The 14,786-nt window shown below is 72.7% G+C and carries 15 protein-coding genes and 1 pseudogene; 8 read left to right on the top strand and 8 right to left on the bottom strand.

The window, feature by feature from the left end:
- Positions 1 to 132: 132 nt before the first annotated feature.
- The 3 genes and pseudogenes from ACFWPT_RS16830 to ACFWPT_RS16820 form a co-directional block, all read right to left on the bottom strand.
- A complete protein-coding gene (locus ACFWPT_RS16830) occupies positions 133 to 1,089 on the bottom strand; it encodes a pirin family protein (protein ID WP_380482398.1) in 957 nt (318 codons plus the stop codon).
- A gap of 105 nt (positions 1,090 to 1,194) precedes the next feature.
- Positions 1,195 to 1,413 (bottom strand): annotated as a pseudogene (locus ACFWPT_RS16825) (pirin family protein); the annotation flags it as partial.
- Between the two features lie 126 nt (positions 1,414 to 1,539).
- Entirely contained in the window at positions 1,540 to 2,043 is a 504-nt protein-coding gene (locus ACFWPT_RS16820; RefSeq protein ID WP_063348360.1) for an SseB family protein, read from the bottom strand.
- Between the two features lie 214 nt (positions 2,044 to 2,257).
- Between ACFWPT_RS16820 and ACFWPT_RS16815 the strand changes: the two genes are divergently transcribed.
- Both ACFWPT_RS16815 and ACFWPT_RS16810 read left to right on the top strand, forming a co-directional pair.
- A complete protein-coding gene (locus ACFWPT_RS16815; RefSeq protein WP_350880645.1) occupies positions 2,258 to 4,087 on the top strand; it encodes an acyl-CoA dehydrogenase in 1,830 nt (609 codons plus the stop codon).
- Between the two features lie 458 nt (positions 4,088 to 4,545).
- Positions 4,546 to 5,856, top strand: coding sequence for a M18 family aminopeptidase (locus ACFWPT_RS16810; protein WP_063348358.1), 1,311 nt, complete (start codon positions 4,546 to 4,548; stop codon positions 5,854 to 5,856).
- Positions 5,857 to 5,944: 88 nt separating this feature from the next.
- On the opposite strand, the gene ACFWPT_RS16805 is transcribed toward ACFWPT_RS16810, so the two are convergent.
- Complete coding sequence (locus tag ACFWPT_RS16805; protein WP_380482396.1) at positions 5,945 to 7,774, bottom strand: NHL domain-containing thioredoxin family protein; 1,830 nt, start codon at positions 7,772 to 7,774, stop codon at positions 5,945 to 5,947.
- 112 nt (positions 7,775 to 7,886) lie between these two features.
- Here ACFWPT_RS16805 and ACFWPT_RS16800 point away from each other — a divergent pair, with 112 nt between their 5' ends.
- Entirely contained in the window at positions 7,887 to 8,141 is a 255-nt protein-coding gene (locus ACFWPT_RS16800) for a hypothetical protein (protein ID WP_063348355.1), read from the top strand.
- Between the two features lie 38 nt (positions 8,142 to 8,179).
- On the opposite strand, the gene ACFWPT_RS16795 is transcribed toward ACFWPT_RS16800, so the two are convergent.
- Positions 8,180 to 8,689 carry a GNAT family N-acetyltransferase gene (locus ACFWPT_RS16795; protein ID WP_380373521.1) on the bottom strand — a complete coding sequence of 170 codons (510 nt, stop codon included), beginning with the start codon at positions 8,687 to 8,689 and terminating at the stop codon, positions 8,180 to 8,182.
- A gap of 91 nt (positions 8,690 to 8,780) precedes the next feature.
- Between ACFWPT_RS16795 and ACFWPT_RS16790 the strand changes: the two genes are divergently transcribed.
- From ACFWPT_RS16790 to ACFWPT_RS16780, 3 genes are all read left to right on the top strand, one after another.
- The gene (locus ACFWPT_RS16790) at positions 8,781 to 9,269 is read left to right on the top strand and encodes an LURP-one-related/scramblase family protein (RefSeq protein ID WP_063348353.1); all 489 of its coding nucleotides are present in this window, start codon (positions 8,781 to 8,783) and stop codon (positions 9,267 to 9,269) included.
- Positions 9,270 to 9,390: 121 nt separating this feature from the next.
- Positions 9,391 to 9,813 carry a DUF350 domain-containing protein gene (locus tag ACFWPT_RS16785; RefSeq protein ID WP_380427485.1) on the top strand — a complete coding sequence of 141 codons (423 nt, stop codon included), beginning with the start codon at positions 9,391 to 9,393 and terminating at the stop codon, positions 9,811 to 9,813.
- A gap of 164 nt (positions 9,814 to 9,977) precedes the next feature.
- A complete protein-coding gene (locus tag ACFWPT_RS16780; RefSeq protein WP_380482393.1) occupies positions 9,978 to 10,547 on the top strand; it encodes a GNAT family N-acetyltransferase in 570 nt (189 codons plus the stop codon).
- 177 nt (positions 10,548 to 10,724) lie between these two features.
- Here the strand turns inward: ACFWPT_RS16780 and ACFWPT_RS16775 are convergent, their stop codons facing one another.
- From ACFWPT_RS16775 to ACFWPT_RS16765, 3 genes are read right to left on the bottom strand one after another with little or no spacing between them, the layout of a single operon-like run.
- Positions 10,725 to 11,036 carry a hypothetical protein gene (locus ACFWPT_RS16775; RefSeq protein WP_380482391.1) on the bottom strand — a complete coding sequence of 104 codons (312 nt, stop codon included), beginning with the start codon at positions 11,034 to 11,036 and terminating at the stop codon, positions 10,725 to 10,727.
- Positions 11,033 to 11,308 (bottom strand): type II toxin-antitoxin system Phd/YefM family antitoxin, encoded by a 276-nt coding sequence (locus ACFWPT_RS16770; RefSeq protein ID WP_380482389.1) that lies wholly within the window; start codon positions 11,306 to 11,308, stop codon positions 11,033 to 11,035. Before ACFWPT_RS16770 ends, ACFWPT_RS16775 begins: the two co-directional genes overlap by 4 nt.
- A 59-nt stretch (positions 11,309 to 11,367) precedes the next feature.
- On the bottom strand, positions 11,368 to 12,423 hold the full coding sequence (locus tag ACFWPT_RS16765) for an aldo/keto reductase (RefSeq protein WP_380373530.1): 1,056 nt from the start codon (positions 12,421 to 12,423) through the stop codon (positions 11,368 to 11,370).
- A 225-nt stretch (positions 12,424 to 12,648) separates the two neighbouring features.
- Here ACFWPT_RS16765 and ACFWPT_RS16760 point away from each other — a divergent pair, with 225 nt between their 5' ends.
- Together ACFWPT_RS16760 and ACFWPT_RS16755 are read left to right on the top strand one after the other, a co-directional pair.
- Positions 12,649 to 13,647 carry an NAD(P)/FAD-dependent oxidoreductase gene (locus ACFWPT_RS16760; RefSeq protein ID WP_380482387.1) on the top strand — a complete coding sequence of 333 codons (999 nt, stop codon included), beginning with the start codon at positions 12,649 to 12,651 and terminating at the stop codon, positions 13,645 to 13,647.
- A gap of 140 nt (positions 13,648 to 13,787) precedes the next feature.
- Positions 13,788 to 14,690 (top strand): class I SAM-dependent methyltransferase, encoded by a 903-nt coding sequence (locus tag ACFWPT_RS16755; protein WP_380482385.1) that lies wholly within the window; start codon positions 13,788 to 13,790, stop codon positions 14,688 to 14,690.
- Positions 14,691 to 14,786: the final 96 nt, after the last annotated feature.

Raw genomic sequence — 14,786 nt, 5'->3', positions numbered from 1 at the left:
AGCTTCCGCGGCCCCTGAGCCGTCCGGTCCTTGCGGATCTTGAAGTCCATCGCATCCCCTGAACTGGGGTGTTGCGACAACCACTAGAACCTAAGGGTGCGGTCGGGGCCTCGTCCGGCGTGGCGGTACGGGTCAGTTGGCGTCGGCGGGGATGGTGCCGAGTCGGCCGGCCTGGAAGTCCTCCATGGCCTGCTGGAGCTCGCGGTGGCTGTTCATCACGAACGGGCCGTAGTGGGCGACCGGCTCCCGGATCGGCTGACCGCCGAGGAGGACGACCTCGAAGTTGGCGCTTCGGGAGTCCTGGGTGTCGTCCGCCCGGATGGTGAGGGAGTCGCCCTCGCCGAAGACCACGGACTGGCCCATGTGGAACGGGCGCCGTTCCTCGCCGGCCGAGCCAGTGCCCGCCAGGCCGTACGCCAGGCCGTTGAAGTCGGACCGCCAGGGCAGGGTGACCTGGGCGCCCGGGTTCACCGACACGTGGGTCATCGTGATGGGCGTGTGGGTGGCGCCGGGGCCCTGGTGGCCCGCGATGTCACCGGCGATCAGCCGCACCAGCGCGCCGCCGTCGGAGGAGGCGAGCAGTTTCACGTTCGTACCCCGGATGTCCTGGTACTTCGGCGCGATCATCTTGTCCGCTGCGGGCAGGTTGACCCAGAGCTGGAGGCCGTGGAAGAGGCCGCCGGACATCACGAGCGACTCGGGCGGGGTCTCGATGTGGAGGAGGCCGGAGCCGGCCGTCATCCACTGGGTGTCGCCGTCGGTGATGGTGCCGCCGCCGCCGTGGGAGTCCCGGTGGATGAAGGTGCCGTCGATGATGTAGGTGACCGTCTCGAAGCCACGGTGCGGATGCCAAGGGGTCCCCTTCGGCTCCCCAGCGGCATAGTCGACCTCGCCCATCTGGTCCATCATGATGAAGGGGTCCAGGTACTTCTGGTTGATCTTGGCGAAGGCGCGGCGGACGGGGAAGCCTTCACCCTCGAACCCCTCGGGGGCGGTCGAGACGGCCAGGACGGGGCGGGCGACGGAGCCGTCGGCGGGGGCCGCGATGCGCGGCAGGATCAGCGGGTTCTCAACGGTCACGGCAGGCATGCCGGCCTCCTCAGTTGGGTTGGATTGCGATGTTCGTCCTGCGTCTCCGCAGGTCAGAGCCCTGTTGCGACTAGTCCCCCAACTGGACTAGCTTTTGGGCTCGCCGGCGGCGTACTCCACCTCGCCCATCTGGTCCATCATGATGAACGGGTCGAGGTGCTTGGTGTTGATCTTGGCGAAGGCGCGGCGGACGGGGAAGCCCTCGCCTTCGAAGCCCTCGGGTGCGGTCGCGATGGTGAGGACCGGCCGGGCGCTGGTGGCGGCGGGGTCGGGGGTGGCGACGCGCGGCAGGGTCAGCGGGTTGTCGACGGTCACGGCGGGCATGTCGGCCTCCTTCGGGGGGTTCCTCTGGCCTACGTCCACGAGGTTAGTTCAATTCTCAACAACAAGCAAGTTGAAAGTTGAACCATATGGTGACGAAGGAGCGCGGGGCTCCTCCTTCAGGATGGGTCAGCCGTACATGCGGCGCATGGTGAAGTCGACCATCTGCTCGACCGCCTTGGCGTCGAACACCATCCGGTGCTCGCCCTCCATGTCCAGCGCGAAGCCGTAGCCGGTCGGCAGCAGGTCCAGGACCTCGGCGCCGGTGACGGTGAAGTGCTTGGAGTCCTTGCCGGCGTAGCGGCGCAGCTCCTTCAGCGAGCTGAACATCGGGATCACCGGCGTCGGCGTGTTGTGCAGCGCCAGGAAGCCGGGCCGCTCGCCGCGAGGGCAGTGCACCTTCGAGGTGATGAAGATGGCCTGGAAGTCCTCGACCGCCATCGAGCCCGTGGTGAACGCCCGGACGGCGTCCGCCAGCGATGGCGGGGAGGGCTCGGGGTAGAGGGACTGCTGGGACGCCTGCGACTGCGCGCCGTAGGCGTCGGGGCCGGGCATGCCGTTCATGCCCGGCTGCGGACCCGCCTGCTGCTGGTAGGGGTCGCCCGGGTATGCGTTCTGGTCATATCCGTACACACGGACAGGCTATCGGGAGCGCACCCGCCCGTGCGGGCGTCGATCCTGACAAGGACTGGTCGTCCCGCCTTGTGGGACGTGACCACGTTCATAGCGGATTCACCGCCAGGGGCTTGCCCAAGTTACCGCTGGGTAGCATCATGATGCGTACTGGTGGGTACGGGGCGCCCGAACGCGGCGGTCTCCCGGAAGCGACGAACCGGAGAAAACGGCCATGGGTCACTACAAGTCCAACCTGCGGGACGTGGAGTTCAACCTCTTCGAGGTGTTCGGTCGCGAGCAGGTCTACGGCTCCGGACCGTTCGCGGACATGGACGTCGAGACCGCGAAGAACATCCTGAGCGAGATCTCGCGCCTCGCCGAGAACGACCTCGCCGCGTCCTTCACCGACAGCGACCGCAACCCGCCGGTCTTCGACCCCGAGACCAACACCGCGCCGGTCCCGGCCACCTTCAAGAAGAGCTACCAGACCTACATGGACGCCGAGTGGTGGCGTCTGGGCATCCCGGAGGCGATCGGCGGCCAGGTCACCCCGTCCTCCCTGATCTGGGCCTACGCCGAGCAGGTCCTGGGCTCCAACCCGGCCATCTGGATGTACTCCTCCGGCCCCGCCTTCGCCGGCGTCGTCCACGACGAGGGCACCGAGGAGCAGAAGAAGGTCGCCCAGCGGATGACCGACCGCCTCTGGGGCGCCACCATGGTCCTCACCGAGCCCGACGCGGGCTCGGACGTGGGCGCAGGCCGCACCAAGGCGATCAAGCAGGAGGACGGCTCCTGGCACATCGAGGGTGTGAAGCGTTTCATCACCTCGGGCGAGCACGACATGTCCGAGAACATCATCCACCTGGTGCTGGCCCGCCCCGAGGGCGGCAAGCCCGGCACCAAGGGCCTGGGCCTGTACATCGTCCCCAAGTTCGACTTCGACTGGGAGACCGGCGAGCTGGGCGAGCGCAACGGCGCCTACGCCACCAACGTCGAGCACAAGATGGGCCTCAAGGCCTCGAACACCTGCGAGATGACCTTCGGCGCCAAGCACCCGGCCAAGGGCTGGCTGCTCGGCGAGAAGGTCGACGGCATCCGCCAGATGTTCAAGATCATCGAGTTCGCCCGGATGATGGTCGGCACGAAGGCCATCGCCACCCTCTCCACCGGCTACCTGAACGCCCTGGAGTACGCCAAGGAGCGCGTGCAGGGCGCCGACATCTCGCAGTTCCTGGACAAGACCGCCCCGCGCGTCACCATCACCCACCACCCGGACGTGCGCCGCTCGCTGCTCACCCAGAAGGCCTACGCCGAGGGCATGCGCGCGCTGGTCCTGTTCACCGCGTCCGTCCAGGACGACATGGTGGCCGCCGGCCTGCGCGGCGAGCGCGACGAGGCCGCCGAGCGCCTCAACGACCTGCTGCTGCCGATCGTCAAGGGCTACGGCTCCGAGAAGTCCTACGAGCAGCTCGCCCAGTCCCTGCAGACCTTCGGTGGCTCCGGCTACCTGCAGGAGTACCCGATCGAGCAGTACATCCGGGACGCCAAGATCGACACCCTCTACGAGGGCACCACCGCGATCCAGGGCCAGGACTTCTTCTTCCGCAAGATCGTCAAGGACGGCGGCCAGGCGCTCACCGCGCTGTCCGAGCAGATCCAGAAGTTCCTCGGCGCGGCCGAGGGCGGCGACGCCCTGGCCGCCGAGCGCGAGCTGCTCGCCAAGGCCGTCGGCGACCTGGACGCCATCGTGGGCAAGCTGCTGGCCGACCTCACCTCGGTCGAGCAGGACGTCAAGAACATGTACAAGGTGGGCCTCAACACCACCCGCCTGCTGCTCGTCTCCGGCGACGTCGTCGTCGGCTGGCTGCTGCTGCGTCAGGCCGCGGTGGCCCTGGCCAAGCTGGAGGCCGGCGCCTCGGAGAAGGACGTCCCGTTCTACCAGGGCAAGGTCGCGGCGGCCCGCTTCTTCGCCAAGAACGTCCTGCCGACCGTCGCCCCGCAGCGGCTGATCGCCGAGGGCATCGACAACGAGATCATGGACCTGGCGGAGGAGGCCTTCTGAGGCCCTCGCCCCACCCGTCACCCGCCGCCGCGCCCCCAGGGGCGCCGCGAGGGGCGTGACACCTCTCCGACCGTCTGACACCACCCTCACGCCGAAGGGCCCGGCTCCCGCCGGGCCCTTCGGCGTTGCCGCCCGTTCGCCGCCCGTTCGCCGCCCCGCGCGCTGTCCGTTCGCGGTCCCGCGCGCTGTCCGTTCGCCGCCCCGCACCCGTCGCCGAGTTCGCCCGTTTCGCACCTGTTGCGCGGGGCCGGCGGCACGGTCTCGGGCATGGCGATGACCGTCCGCGATCGGCGCGGATCTCTGGGTGTACGGAGTTCGGCACGGCGTCACTTCACGGTTGTGTCCTCGTTCTGCATCCGTTGGGAGGTTCCGAATTCCCTGTCCGTGTACGGGCATATGCTCAAGGTGCGAAGCCGACTCCCCATCCGGCTTCAGCCCTCCCTCGACTCAGGAGCAGTATGTCGACCGCCGCCGCCCGCCAGGCATTCTTCGACCGGACGCACAGCGACGATCTGATCGCGTTCCTCGGCACCTCGCCGTCCCCGTACCACGCGGTCGCGAGCGCCGCCGAGCGGCTGGAGAAGGCAGGCTTCCGGCAGGTCGCCGAGACCGACGTCTGGGACGGCGCCGCCGGCGGCCGTTACCTGATCCGGGGCGGCGCCCTGATCGCCTGGTACCTGCCGGAGAGCGCCCGCCCCGAGACCCCGTTCCGGGTGGTCGGCACCCACACCGACTCGCCGAACCTGCGGGTCAAGCCGGTGCCGGACACCGGCTCGGCCGGCTGGCGCCAGGTCGCCGTGGAGATCTACGGCGGCGTCCCGCTGAACACCTGGCTGGACCGTGACCTCGGGCTCTCCGGCCGCCTCGCGCTGAAGGACGGCAGCTCGCGGCTCGTCCAGCTGGACGAGCCGCTGCTGCGGGTGCCGCAGCTCGCGATCCACCTGGACCGCCAGGTCAACGACGGCATGAAGCTCGACAAGCAGCGCCACCTCACCCCGATCTGGGGCCTCGGCCCGGTCGACGAGGGCTCGTTGATCTCCTACGTCGCCGAGCGCGCGGGCGTGGACGCCGCCGACGTGGCGGGCTGGGACCTGATGACGCACGACGTCCAGCCGGCCGCCTACCTGGGCCGCGACCGCGAGCTGCTGGCCGGCCCGCGCCTGGACAACCTGCTGTCCGTCCACGCCGCCACCGCCGCGCTGGCCGCCGTCGCCTCCGCCGAGGGCGCCGCCGACCTGCCGTACATCCCGGTGCTGGCCGCCTTCGACCACGAGGAGACCGGCAGCGAGTCGGACACCGGCGCGCAGAGCCCGCTGCTCGGCAACGTCCTCGACCGCACCGTCCACGCGCGCGGCGGCACCCCGGAGGACCGCGCCCGGGCGCTCGCCGGGACGATCTGCCTCTCCTCCGACATGGGCCACGCCGTCCACCCGAACTACGCCGAGCGGCACGAGCCGGGCCACCACCCGCTGCCGAACGGCGGGCCGATCCTCAAGGTCAACGTCAACAACCGCTACGCGACCGACGGCGTCGGCCGGGCGGTGTTCGCGGCCGCCTGCGAGAAGGCCGGCGTGCCGTGGCAGTCCTTCGTGTCCAACAACGCGATGCCCTGCGGCACCACCATCGGCCCGATCACCGCGGCGCGCCTCGGCATCAAGACGGTGGACTGCGGCATCGCGGCGCTGTCCATGCACTCGGCGCGCGAACTGTGCGGCGCCGAGGACCCGTACCTGCTGGCCAGCGCGATCAAGGCGTTCCTGGAGGGCTGATCCCGGGCTGATCCCCCCTCAACGGCGAAGGGGCCCGGCGGAGTGCGCTCCGCCGGGCCCCTTCCGCGCTGGACGGGCCACTCCAGGGCTACTCCAGGCCGGCGAGCACCAGCGGCAGCCGGCGGGCGCCGTCGGCGACCAGCTTCACCGGCACGCCCCAGTCCTGCTGGTGCACGTGGCAGGCCGGGAACTCGATCTCCGGATCGTCGTCGCAGGACGCGGCCATCGCCGAGACGTGCAGCACGCCCTCGGCGACCTCCTCGGAGAGGACCAGCTCGCGCGACAGGTCGCTGTCCGCGCCCGCGCCGGAGACCAGCAGCTCGGGCGGGGTCGCGCTGACCAGCAGCCGGGTGGACGGGCCGTACCGCTCGTCCAGCTTCTGGCCGCTCGGCGCCGAGAACACCACGTCCAGCCGGAACGCGCCCGGCGCGACCTCGGTGGCCGCCCGCCGGGTGCGGTGCGCGACCGACTCGACCCGCACCGCCTCCTCCGGCAGCCGCAGCCTGGTCAGCCGGTGCCGGGCCGACTCGACCACCACGATGTCCCCGTCCACCAGGACCGCGCCGGACGGCTCGCGCAGATCGGTGGCCAGCGTGGTGACCTCGCCGCTCGCCGGGTCGAAGCGGCGCAGCGCGTGGTTGTAGGTGTCGCTGATCGCCACCGAGCCGTCCGGCAGCACGGTGACGCCCAGCGGGTGCTGGAGCAGCGCCTGCTCGGCCGCGCCGTCCCGGTGGCCGAAGTCGAAGAGGCCGGTGCCGACGGCGGTGTGGACCGTCCCGGTTTCACGTGCCCCCTCCGATCGACTGATCCACCGGATCGACGAGGTCTCCGAGTCGGCCACCCACAGCCGCTCGCCGTCCGCCGAGACCGCCAGACCGGACGGCTGGGCGAACCAGGCCTCGCCGACGGGCCCGTCCACCAGGCCCTCGTTGGTGGTGCCGGCCGCGACGCCGACCGTGCCGGCGGCCGGGTCGTACGCCCACAGCTGGTGCACGCCGGCCATCGCGATCCACACCCGGCCGTCGAACCAGGCGACGTCCCACGGCGAGGAGAGGTCCACCTCGCGGGCCGGGCCCTCGGTCGCCGAACCCTGCCACCACTGGCGGCCGGTGCCCGCCAGCGTGGCCACGGAGCCGTCCGCCAGCCGCACTCCGCGCAGCGCGTGGTTGACGGTGTCGGCCACGATCACGTCGAAGTCCGAGCCCTCCGGCAGCAGCGCCAGCCCCTGCGGCTCGCTGAACCGGGGGCTGGTGCCGTCCACCAGGCCGCGCTGCCCGTCGCCGATCCGGCGGACCACCGTCTCGCCGTCCTCGGCCAGCTCCACCAGCGAGTGGTGGCCGGAGTCGGCGACCAGGAAGTGCCCGCCGGGCAGCCGGACCGCCTTGCCCGGGAACTTGAGATCCCCCGCGGTCGGCTCCGGCGCCACGTACGGGCCGTCGCCCCGGCGCAGCGTGCCCTTCGCCGTGTGCTCGGCCTCCAACTCCTCCACCAGCCGCGCGATCGCGTGCGCGTGGCCCTCACCCGCGTGCTGGGCGACCACGTACCCCTCCGGGTCGATCACCACCAGCGTCGGCCAGGCCCGCACGGCGTACTGCTTCCACGTCGCCAGCGCCGGATCGTCCAGCACCGGGTGGTGCACCTCGTACCGGGCGACCGCGTCCACCACGGCCTGGTGGTCCGCCTCGTGCACGAACTTCGGCGAGTGCACCCCGACGATCACCACGGTGTCCCGGTGCTTCTCCTCCAACTCCCGCAGCTCGTCCAGGACGTGCAGACAGTTGACACAGCAGAACGTCCAGAAGTCCAGGATGGTGATCTTGCCCCGGAAGTCGGCGAGCGTCAGCTCCTTGCCACCGGTGTTCAGCCAACCGCCTGCCCCGACCAGCTCGGGGGCGCGTACACGTGCACGAGATGCCATGTCTGTATCCAACCGCATCGTGGTCGGGCGGCATTCCGGGGCGGTGGTCGTGGTCGGGGGTGGCGGGCGTGTCGGCGGGGTGGGGGGTGGGGTTCGTGCTGTCGTTGTCCGCATGATCACCTCGCCCCTGCTCCGGTCGGCCCTGACGGTCGCGACCGCTGTCCTGCTCGCCACCGGTGCCGGCGCCGCCTCGGCGGCCGCCGCCCGGCCCGTTCTGCGTGACGTCACCGCGGAGCAGTGCCAGGACGCCGGGGGGTGGGTGGAGGGGTCCGGGTACTGCGTGGGGGCCGAGGGCGACGACGACTGGGGGCAGCCGATCGACGGGCAGGCCGTCAACCCGCATCCGGCGCCGGGCGAGGAGGACTGAGGGCGTCAGGGCAGGGCCATGGCCGGGTCAGGTCCGGGTCAGGGTCGGGGGAGCTCCGCCTGCCAGCGGGTCTCGCCGTCCTGCTGCTCGTCGGTGGGGGTGAGGCCGAGGGCCCGGGCGACGGCGGCGGAGGCGTGGTGGTCGGGGTGGATGTGGGCGGTGACGGTGCTGACGCCGGCGGCGGCGAGGTGGGAGAGCAGGGCGCGGGCGGCCTCGGTGGCCAGGCCGCGGCCCTGCCAGGGGGTGCCGACGACCCAGGCGAGATCGGCGGCCCCGGGGCTGACGGTGGTCTGGACGTAGCCGGTGAGGCTGCCGTCGGCGCGCAGCCGCAGCGCCCAGTTGCCCCAGGTCTCGGCGGGGTCGGGGGAGCCGGCGGCGAGCCGGGCGTAGCGCACGCGCAGGTCGTCGGCGGTGGCCGGGGAGCCGCCGGTGAAGGCGTGCAGGGCGGGGTCGGCGAGGGCGGCGGCCAGCTCCTCGGCGTGCTCGGGGCCGATCGGGAGGAGGTCGAGGCGCTCGCTGTGCAGCGGGGCGGCGGGGTCGGGACGCATGCCGCCATTGAACGCCCGTGTGTGGCGGTGCTTCCCGGCGGGTGGGGGGATCGGGTCGAATGGGGGTCACGTCGACACGGAGGAGGCCGCTGTGCGGTACCTGGTCAGGGAGAAGCTGTTCGCAGTCGGAGACGACTACTGGATCGAGGACGACCGGGGCCACAAGGCGTACCTGGTGGACGGCAAGGTGCTGCGGCTGCGGCACACCTTCGAGCTGAAGGACGCGCACGGGCGGGTGGTCGCGGTGGTGAAGGAGAAGGCGTTCACCGTCCGCGACGCGATGAAGATCGAGGACGCCGACGGCGAGGTGATCGCGACCGTCCGGGAGAAGCTGTTCACCCCGTTCCGTGACAAGTACCTGGTGGAGCTGGCCTCCGGCGGCGAGCTGAAGATCCACGGCGACCTGATCGACAAGGACTACCGGATCGAGAACCACCACGGCGACGACCTCGCCCGGATCTCCCGCAAGTGGTTCCGGATCCGGGACACCTACGGCGTGGAGATCGCCGACGGCGCCGACACCGGTCTGCTGCTCGCGATCGCCGCCTGCGTCGACCACCTGGTGCACGAGGAACACTGACCCGACTGACGCCAGGGGGCTCCGCTTCCCCGGTCCGCCGCCCGCCCCGGTGGGGTATCTTTTGCCAACCCTTGACCAGGCCGGTCGGGGATCGGCGAGCGGACCGGGGGCTGGGACCACGATGAACGACATCCTGCACGGGCTCGGCGCGGCGGCCGCCTACGGAGCCCTCGGGGTGGTGCTGCTGCTCCTCGGCGTCGGACTGGTGGACCTGTTGACGCCCGGCAGGCTCGGCCACCAGATCTGGGTCGAGCGCAACCGCAACGCCGCCGTGCTGCTCAGCTCCGCGCTGCTCGGCATCGGCGGCATCGTCTTCACCGCGATCATGTACACCTACGCGGACTTCGCCAAGGGCCTGGTCTCGACCGCCTGCTACGGCCTGCTCGGGCTGGTGCTGATGGCTGTCGCCTTCTGGGCGGTGGACCTGCTGACGCCCGGCAGGCTCGGCACGATCCTGGTCGAGCCGGAGCCGCACCCGGCGGTCTGGGTCTCGGCCAGCTGCAACATCGCGGTCGCGGCGGTGGTGTCGGCCGCGATCGCCTGACGGCCCGCCCGTGCGCCCGGGAGCGCCCGGCCGCACGTTCGGCTGATGGAGCGTCGGCCGACGGGCGGCGGTGGCGTCGTCGGTGGCGTCGTCGGTGGCGAGGAGGATCCGACCGGGGTCGCCGACCTGCTGCGGCGGTGGGGCCCGGCCGGTAACGTACCGGCATGGCTGACCTTGAAGAACGCGCCAACGTCGTCGCGTCCGGCTCGCGGCAGGCCGGGGCAGGGGTGTCCGTCCGACGGCGCCGCGTCACCGACCTCGCCGACTGCGTCCGGGTGCTCGGCGACGTCCACACCACCGACGGCTACCCCGCCGACTGGCCCGACCGCCCCGCCGCCTGGCTCACCCCCGGGGGCCTGCTCGCCGCCTGGGTTGCCGAACTGGACGGCCGCCCGGTCGGCCACGTGGGCCTCTCCCGCAGTGCCCCCGGCGACGTCGCCCCCGGCCTGTGGAGCCGCCGCACCGGCGGCCGCCCGGAACTCACCGCCGTGATCGGCCGGCTCTACGTCGCCCCCACGGCGCGCGGCCACCGGATCGGCGCGCAGCTGGCGGCGGCCGCCGTGGCGCACGCGCGGGCGCTCGGCCTCCACCCCGTCCTCGACGTCCTCGCCACCGCGGCCCCGGCGAACGCCTGCTACCGCCGCCTCGGCTGGACCTGGCTCGGCAGCGGCGAACAGCAGTGGGCCGCCGACCGCACGGTCGTGGTCCACTGCTTCGCCGCCCCGAGGGAGTAGCCGGCCTCCCGCGGCGCGGCCGGTGGTGGCGATCCGTCCGGAAGTGGCGACGGCGCCGCTGGAGCGGGGCCGTTCGTCACACGGGGATGACGTCGACGCCCTGCTCCAGGCCGACGAAGTCGCCCGCGTTCCGCGTGTAGAGCGGCAGGCCGTGGGCGGCCGCCGTCGCCGCGGTCATCAGGTCCATGCGGCGGGGGCGGGGGTCCCGCTTGGCCTGGATCGTGAGGGCGGCCAGGGGGCCGAACCGCCGAACCGCCGAGCCGCCTCGCGGTCGAAGGGGAGAGTGGCGAACTCCGCCTCCACGTCCGCGAGTCGCTGGGCCCTGGCCATCATCTGCACCGGGTCCTTGGCCATGGCGACGCCCTGGGCGAGTTCGGGCAGCACGATGGACGACAGTGCGGCATCGGCTGGCAGGAGCTGTGGATCGATCTGCGGCAGATCGATCACGACGCAGGTGTCGAGCAGTCCGCGTTGGTGTCGCTCGGTCACCTCCGCTCCCACGGGTCGGCGCCGCCGATCCGGGCCTCGTTGCCGTAGAAGGCGTCGGCTTCCGCGCGCATCCGCGCCGCGTCGACCGTCGGCGCGTTCCGCCACTTCCGCTGGAGTTCCTCGACGGGGACGAATCGGCGGCGACCGCTGATCGGCCGGACTTCGGCGATCTCGGTGCCGTTGCGGGTGATGTGGTAGATCTCGCCGGCTTCGACATCGTCGAGCACGGCCTTGGACCGCGCTGCGAGTTCGCGCTGCGTGATGGTCTTCATGGGGCCAGTGTGTCGCGCCGTAATGCGCCGTGTCGCACTGGCATGGGCGGCCGGTCCGGCTATCCCGCCGGGCGGTCCGTGGTGGGGCGGCGGCGGAGGGCGGGGGTGGTGACGGACGGGGGCTGCCAGACGCCGTCGGGGTGGTAGACGTTGGTGCCGGGCGGGACGATGGCGTCGATGCGGTCCAGCGTGGCGTCGTCGAGGACCAGGTCGGCGCCCTTGAGGGCAGCCTCCAGCTGGTCGTGGGTGCGCGGGCCGAGGATCACCGAGGTGACGGCGGGGTGCGCCAGCGGGAAGGCCACGGCCAGTTCGGGCAGGGTGCGGCCGAGGTCCCCGGCGAGGGCGGTGAAGGCCTCGACGGCCTCCAGCTTGGCCGCGGTGGTGGGCAGCGTCGGGTCGAAGCGGCCCGGGTGGATGGTCGGGCGGCCGGTGGTCAGGTCGGCCGGGCGGCCCTTGCGGTAGCGGCCGGTGAGGAAGCCGGAGGCGAGCGGGCTCCAGGTCAGTGCGCCCATGCCGAGCCGCTGGACGACGGGCAGCACGTCGCGCTCCACGCCGCGGGCGAGCAGCGAGTACGGCGGCTGCTCGGTGCGGAAGCGCGGCAGGGCGCGGCGCTCGGCGACGTGGTGCGCGTCGACGATCTGTTCGGCGGGGAAGGTGGAGCAGCCGAAGGCGCGGATCTTGCCGGCCCGGACGAGGTCGCCGAGGACGGACAGGGTCTCCTCGACGTCGGTGGTGTGGTCCGGCCGGTGGATCTGGTAGAGGTCGATCCGGTCGGTGCGCAGCCGGCGCAGGCTGTCCTCGACCGCCCGGAGGATCCAGCGCCGGGAGTTGCCGCCGCGGCCGTGGCCCTCGCCCATCGGGAAGTGCCCCTTGGTGGCGAGCACGATCTCGTCGCGGTCGCCGCGGGCGGCCAGCGTCCTGCCGACGATCTCCTCGGACTCGCCGGCCGAGTACATGTCGGCGGTGTCCACGAAGTTGATGCCGTGGTCGAGCGCGGTGTTGATGAGCCGGGCGCAGTCGTCGTGGTCGGGGTTGCCGATGGAGCCGAGCATCATCGTGCCGAGGCAGTAGGTGCTCACTTCGATGCCGGTGCCGCCGAGGACGCGGTAGCGCATGGTGCTGCTCCCCCTGGTGGTGGGTCGGTGGTGCGTCAGAGGCTAGGAGTTGGAGTGCACTCCATGGCAAGGGTCGGTTCGGATCCCCGTCCACTCGGGGAGTCCGGGCCCGTGGCGCGGAGCGGACGGGCGGTGGCCGGGGTGGGCGCGGGCGTTTGCGGAAATGGCAACAAAGCTTGCCGATATGGCTGGTCCGGTCGCAGCCTGGCGGTGGAGGTGAGCGCCATGGGCGACACGATGAGGACGACGGGGCCGACGGCCCCCCGGGACGAGTACGACGCGGTGGTGGTCGGCGCGGGCGCGGCCGGGCTGAGCGCCGCGCTGGTGCTGGGCCGGGCCCGGCGCCGGGTGGCGGTGGTGGACGCGGGCCAGCCGCGCAACGCCCCCGCCGCCCACATGCACGGCTACCTGAGCCGGGACGGCATGCCCCCGGCGGCGCTGCTGGAGGTCGGCCGGGCGGAGGTCGCCGGCTACGGGGTCGACCTGGTCGACGCCCGGGTCGACCACGTCGAGGGCGTCGCGGACGCCGAAGGCGCGGGGACGGGCTTCGCCGTCCACCTGGCGGGCGGCCCCGTGCTGCACGCGCGCCGGGTGGTCGTCGCCACCGGTCTGCGCGACGGGCTCCCGGAGCTCCCGGGCCTGCTCGAACGCTGGGGCCGCGACGTGCTGCACTGCCCGTACTGCCACGGCTACGAGGTCCGCGACCGCCCGCTCGGCGTGCTCGGCACCGGCCCGGGCGCGGTCAACCAGGCGCTGCTGCTCCGGCAGTGGTCCGCAGACGTCGTCCTGATCGCGCACACCCTCACGCCGACCGGGGCCGAGCGGGAGCGGCTCGCCGCCCGCGGCGTCCGGGTCGTCGAAGGCCGGATCACCCAGCTGGTGACGGACGCCGACCGGCTGCGCGGCGTGGAACTCGCCGACGGCCGGGTGGTGCCGCGCGAGGCCGTGTTCGTCTTCCCGCAGCCGGTGCCCCGGGACGCGCTGCTGTTCGGCCTGGAATGCGCCCGGGACGAGAACGGCTGGGTCACCACCGACCGGGCCGGGCGCACCAGCGTCCCCGGCGTCTGGGCGGTCGGCAACGTCGCCGACCCGCGGGCCCAGGTCGTCGTCGCCGCCGGGATGGGCGCGGCGGCGGCGTTCGACCTCGACCACGACCTCGTCGCGGAGGAGATCGGACGGGCGGTCGCCGAACACCGCGCGTCCGGCGCCGCCGTTCCCGCCTGAGCGGGGGAAGCTCCCCCCAGCTCCCCGCGGCTCCCCCGGCACCTTCGCCCGGCGTCACCCTTCCGACCGCAGCGCCCTTCCGACCGCAGCACCTTTCCGACCGCAGCACCTTTCCGTCACCCACGATCGGAGAACCCACGATGTCCGAACACCAGCACCAGCACGGCCAGGGGCACCAGCACGGGCACCACCACGGCCACGTCCCCGCCGCCGACTTCGACTGGGACGTCCTCGCCGCCCACCTGGAGCGGGAGGCCGAACTGCGCGCCCCCGCCATCACCGGGGCCGCGCAGTGGCTGCGGTCCCTGCACGGCGAGGCCGACGGGGTGCGGCGGGTCCTCGACGTCGGCAGCGGGCCCGGGGTGATCGCCGGACTGCTCGCGGAGGCCTTCCCCGAGGCCGAGACGGTCGCCGTCGACCAGTCGGCCGCCCTGCTGGAGCGCGCCCGGGCCCGTTCCGGTGGCCGTCTGAGCACCCAGCAGGCCGACCTGCCCGCCGAGTTCGGCAAGCTCGGCGAGGCCGACCTGATCTGGTCCGGCAACGCGATCCACCACCTCGGCGACCAGCAGGCCGCCCTGACCTCCCTCGCCGCGACGCTCCGGCCCGGCGGCCTGCTGGCCGTCGCCGAACGCGGCCTGCCGCTGCGCTACCTGCCGCGCGACTTCGGTCTCGGCCGGGCCGGCTTCCAGGCCCGGCTCGACGCCGTGCACGAGGACGGCTTCAGCACCATGCGTGCCGAACTGCCCGGCGCCACCGAGGAGGTGGAGGACTGGCCGGCCATGCTCACCCGCGCCGGTCTGACCGCCAGCGGCACCCGTACCTTCCTGATCGACCACCCGGCCCCGCTCGCCCTCCCCGCCCGCGAGCACCTCCACACCCAACTCGCCCGTCTGCGCGACCAGCTCGCCGACAACCTCGCCGCCGAGGACCGCAGCACCCTCGACGCCCTCCTCGCCGAGGACACCCCCACCGGCATCCTGAACCGCCCGGACGCCTTCTTCCTCTCGGCCATGACCGTCCACACCGCCCGCAAGGCCGCCTGACGACTGCGGAGCCCGAGCCGGGGGGGGCCGCGGGGGGGGGGGCCCCCCCCCCGCCGCCGCCCGGGCGGGCCGCGGGGGGGGGCGGGGGGGGGTGGT

The sequence above is a fragment of the Kitasatospora sp. NPDC058478 genome (assembly GCF_042720345.1).
Classification (GTDB): domain Bacteria; phylum Actinomycetota; class Actinomycetes; order Streptomycetales; family Streptomycetaceae; genus Kitasatospora.
This window is presented reverse-complemented; position numbering and strand designations above follow the sequence as displayed.

Bases quoted from the DNA above. Each gene is read 5' to 3' on its own strand.
- ACFWPT_RS16830 (WP_380482398.1), bottom strand. From the start codon at position 1,089: ATGCCTGCCGTGACCGTTGAGAACCCGCTGATCCTGCCGCGCATCGCG.
- ACFWPT_RS16815 (WP_350880645.1), top strand. From the start codon at position 2,258: ATGGGTCACTACAAGTCCAACCTGCGGGACGTGGAGTTCAACCTCTTC.
- ACFWPT_RS16810 (WP_063348358.1), top strand. From the start codon at position 4,546: ATGTCGACCGCCGCCGCCCGCCAGGCATTCTTCGACCGGACGCACAGC.
- ACFWPT_RS16805 (WP_380482396.1), bottom strand. From the start codon at position 7,774: ATGGCATCTCGTGCACGTGTACGCGCCCCCGAGCTGGTCGGGGCAGGC.
- ACFWPT_RS16800 (WP_063348355.1), top strand. From the start codon at position 7,887: ATGATCACCTCGCCCCTGCTCCGGTCGGCCCTGACGGTCGCGACCGCT.
- ACFWPT_RS16795 (WP_380373521.1), bottom strand. From the start codon at position 8,689: ATGCGTCCCGACCCCGCCGCCCCGCTGCACAGCGAGCGCCTCGACCTC.
- ACFWPT_RS16785 (WP_380427485.1), top strand. From the start codon at position 9,391: ATGAACGACATCCTGCACGGGCTCGGCGCGGCGGCCGCCTACGGAGCC.
- ACFWPT_RS16780 (WP_380482393.1), top strand. From the start codon at position 9,978: ATGGCTGACCTTGAAGAACGCGCCAACGTCGTCGCGTCCGGCTCGCGG.
- ACFWPT_RS16770 (WP_380482389.1), bottom strand. From the start codon at position 11,308: ATGAAGACCATCACGCAGCGCGAACTCGCAGCGCGGTCCAAGGCCGTG.
- ACFWPT_RS16765 (WP_380373530.1), bottom strand. From the start codon at position 12,423: ATGCGCTACCGCGTCCTCGGCGGCACCGGCATCGAAGTGAGCACCTAC.
- ACFWPT_RS16760 (WP_380482387.1), top strand. From the start codon at position 12,649: ATGGGCGACACGATGAGGACGACGGGGCCGACGGCCCCCCGGGACGAG.
- ACFWPT_RS16755 (WP_380482385.1), top strand. From the start codon at position 13,788: ATGTCCGAACACCAGCACCAGCACGGCCAGGGGCACCAGCACGGGCAC.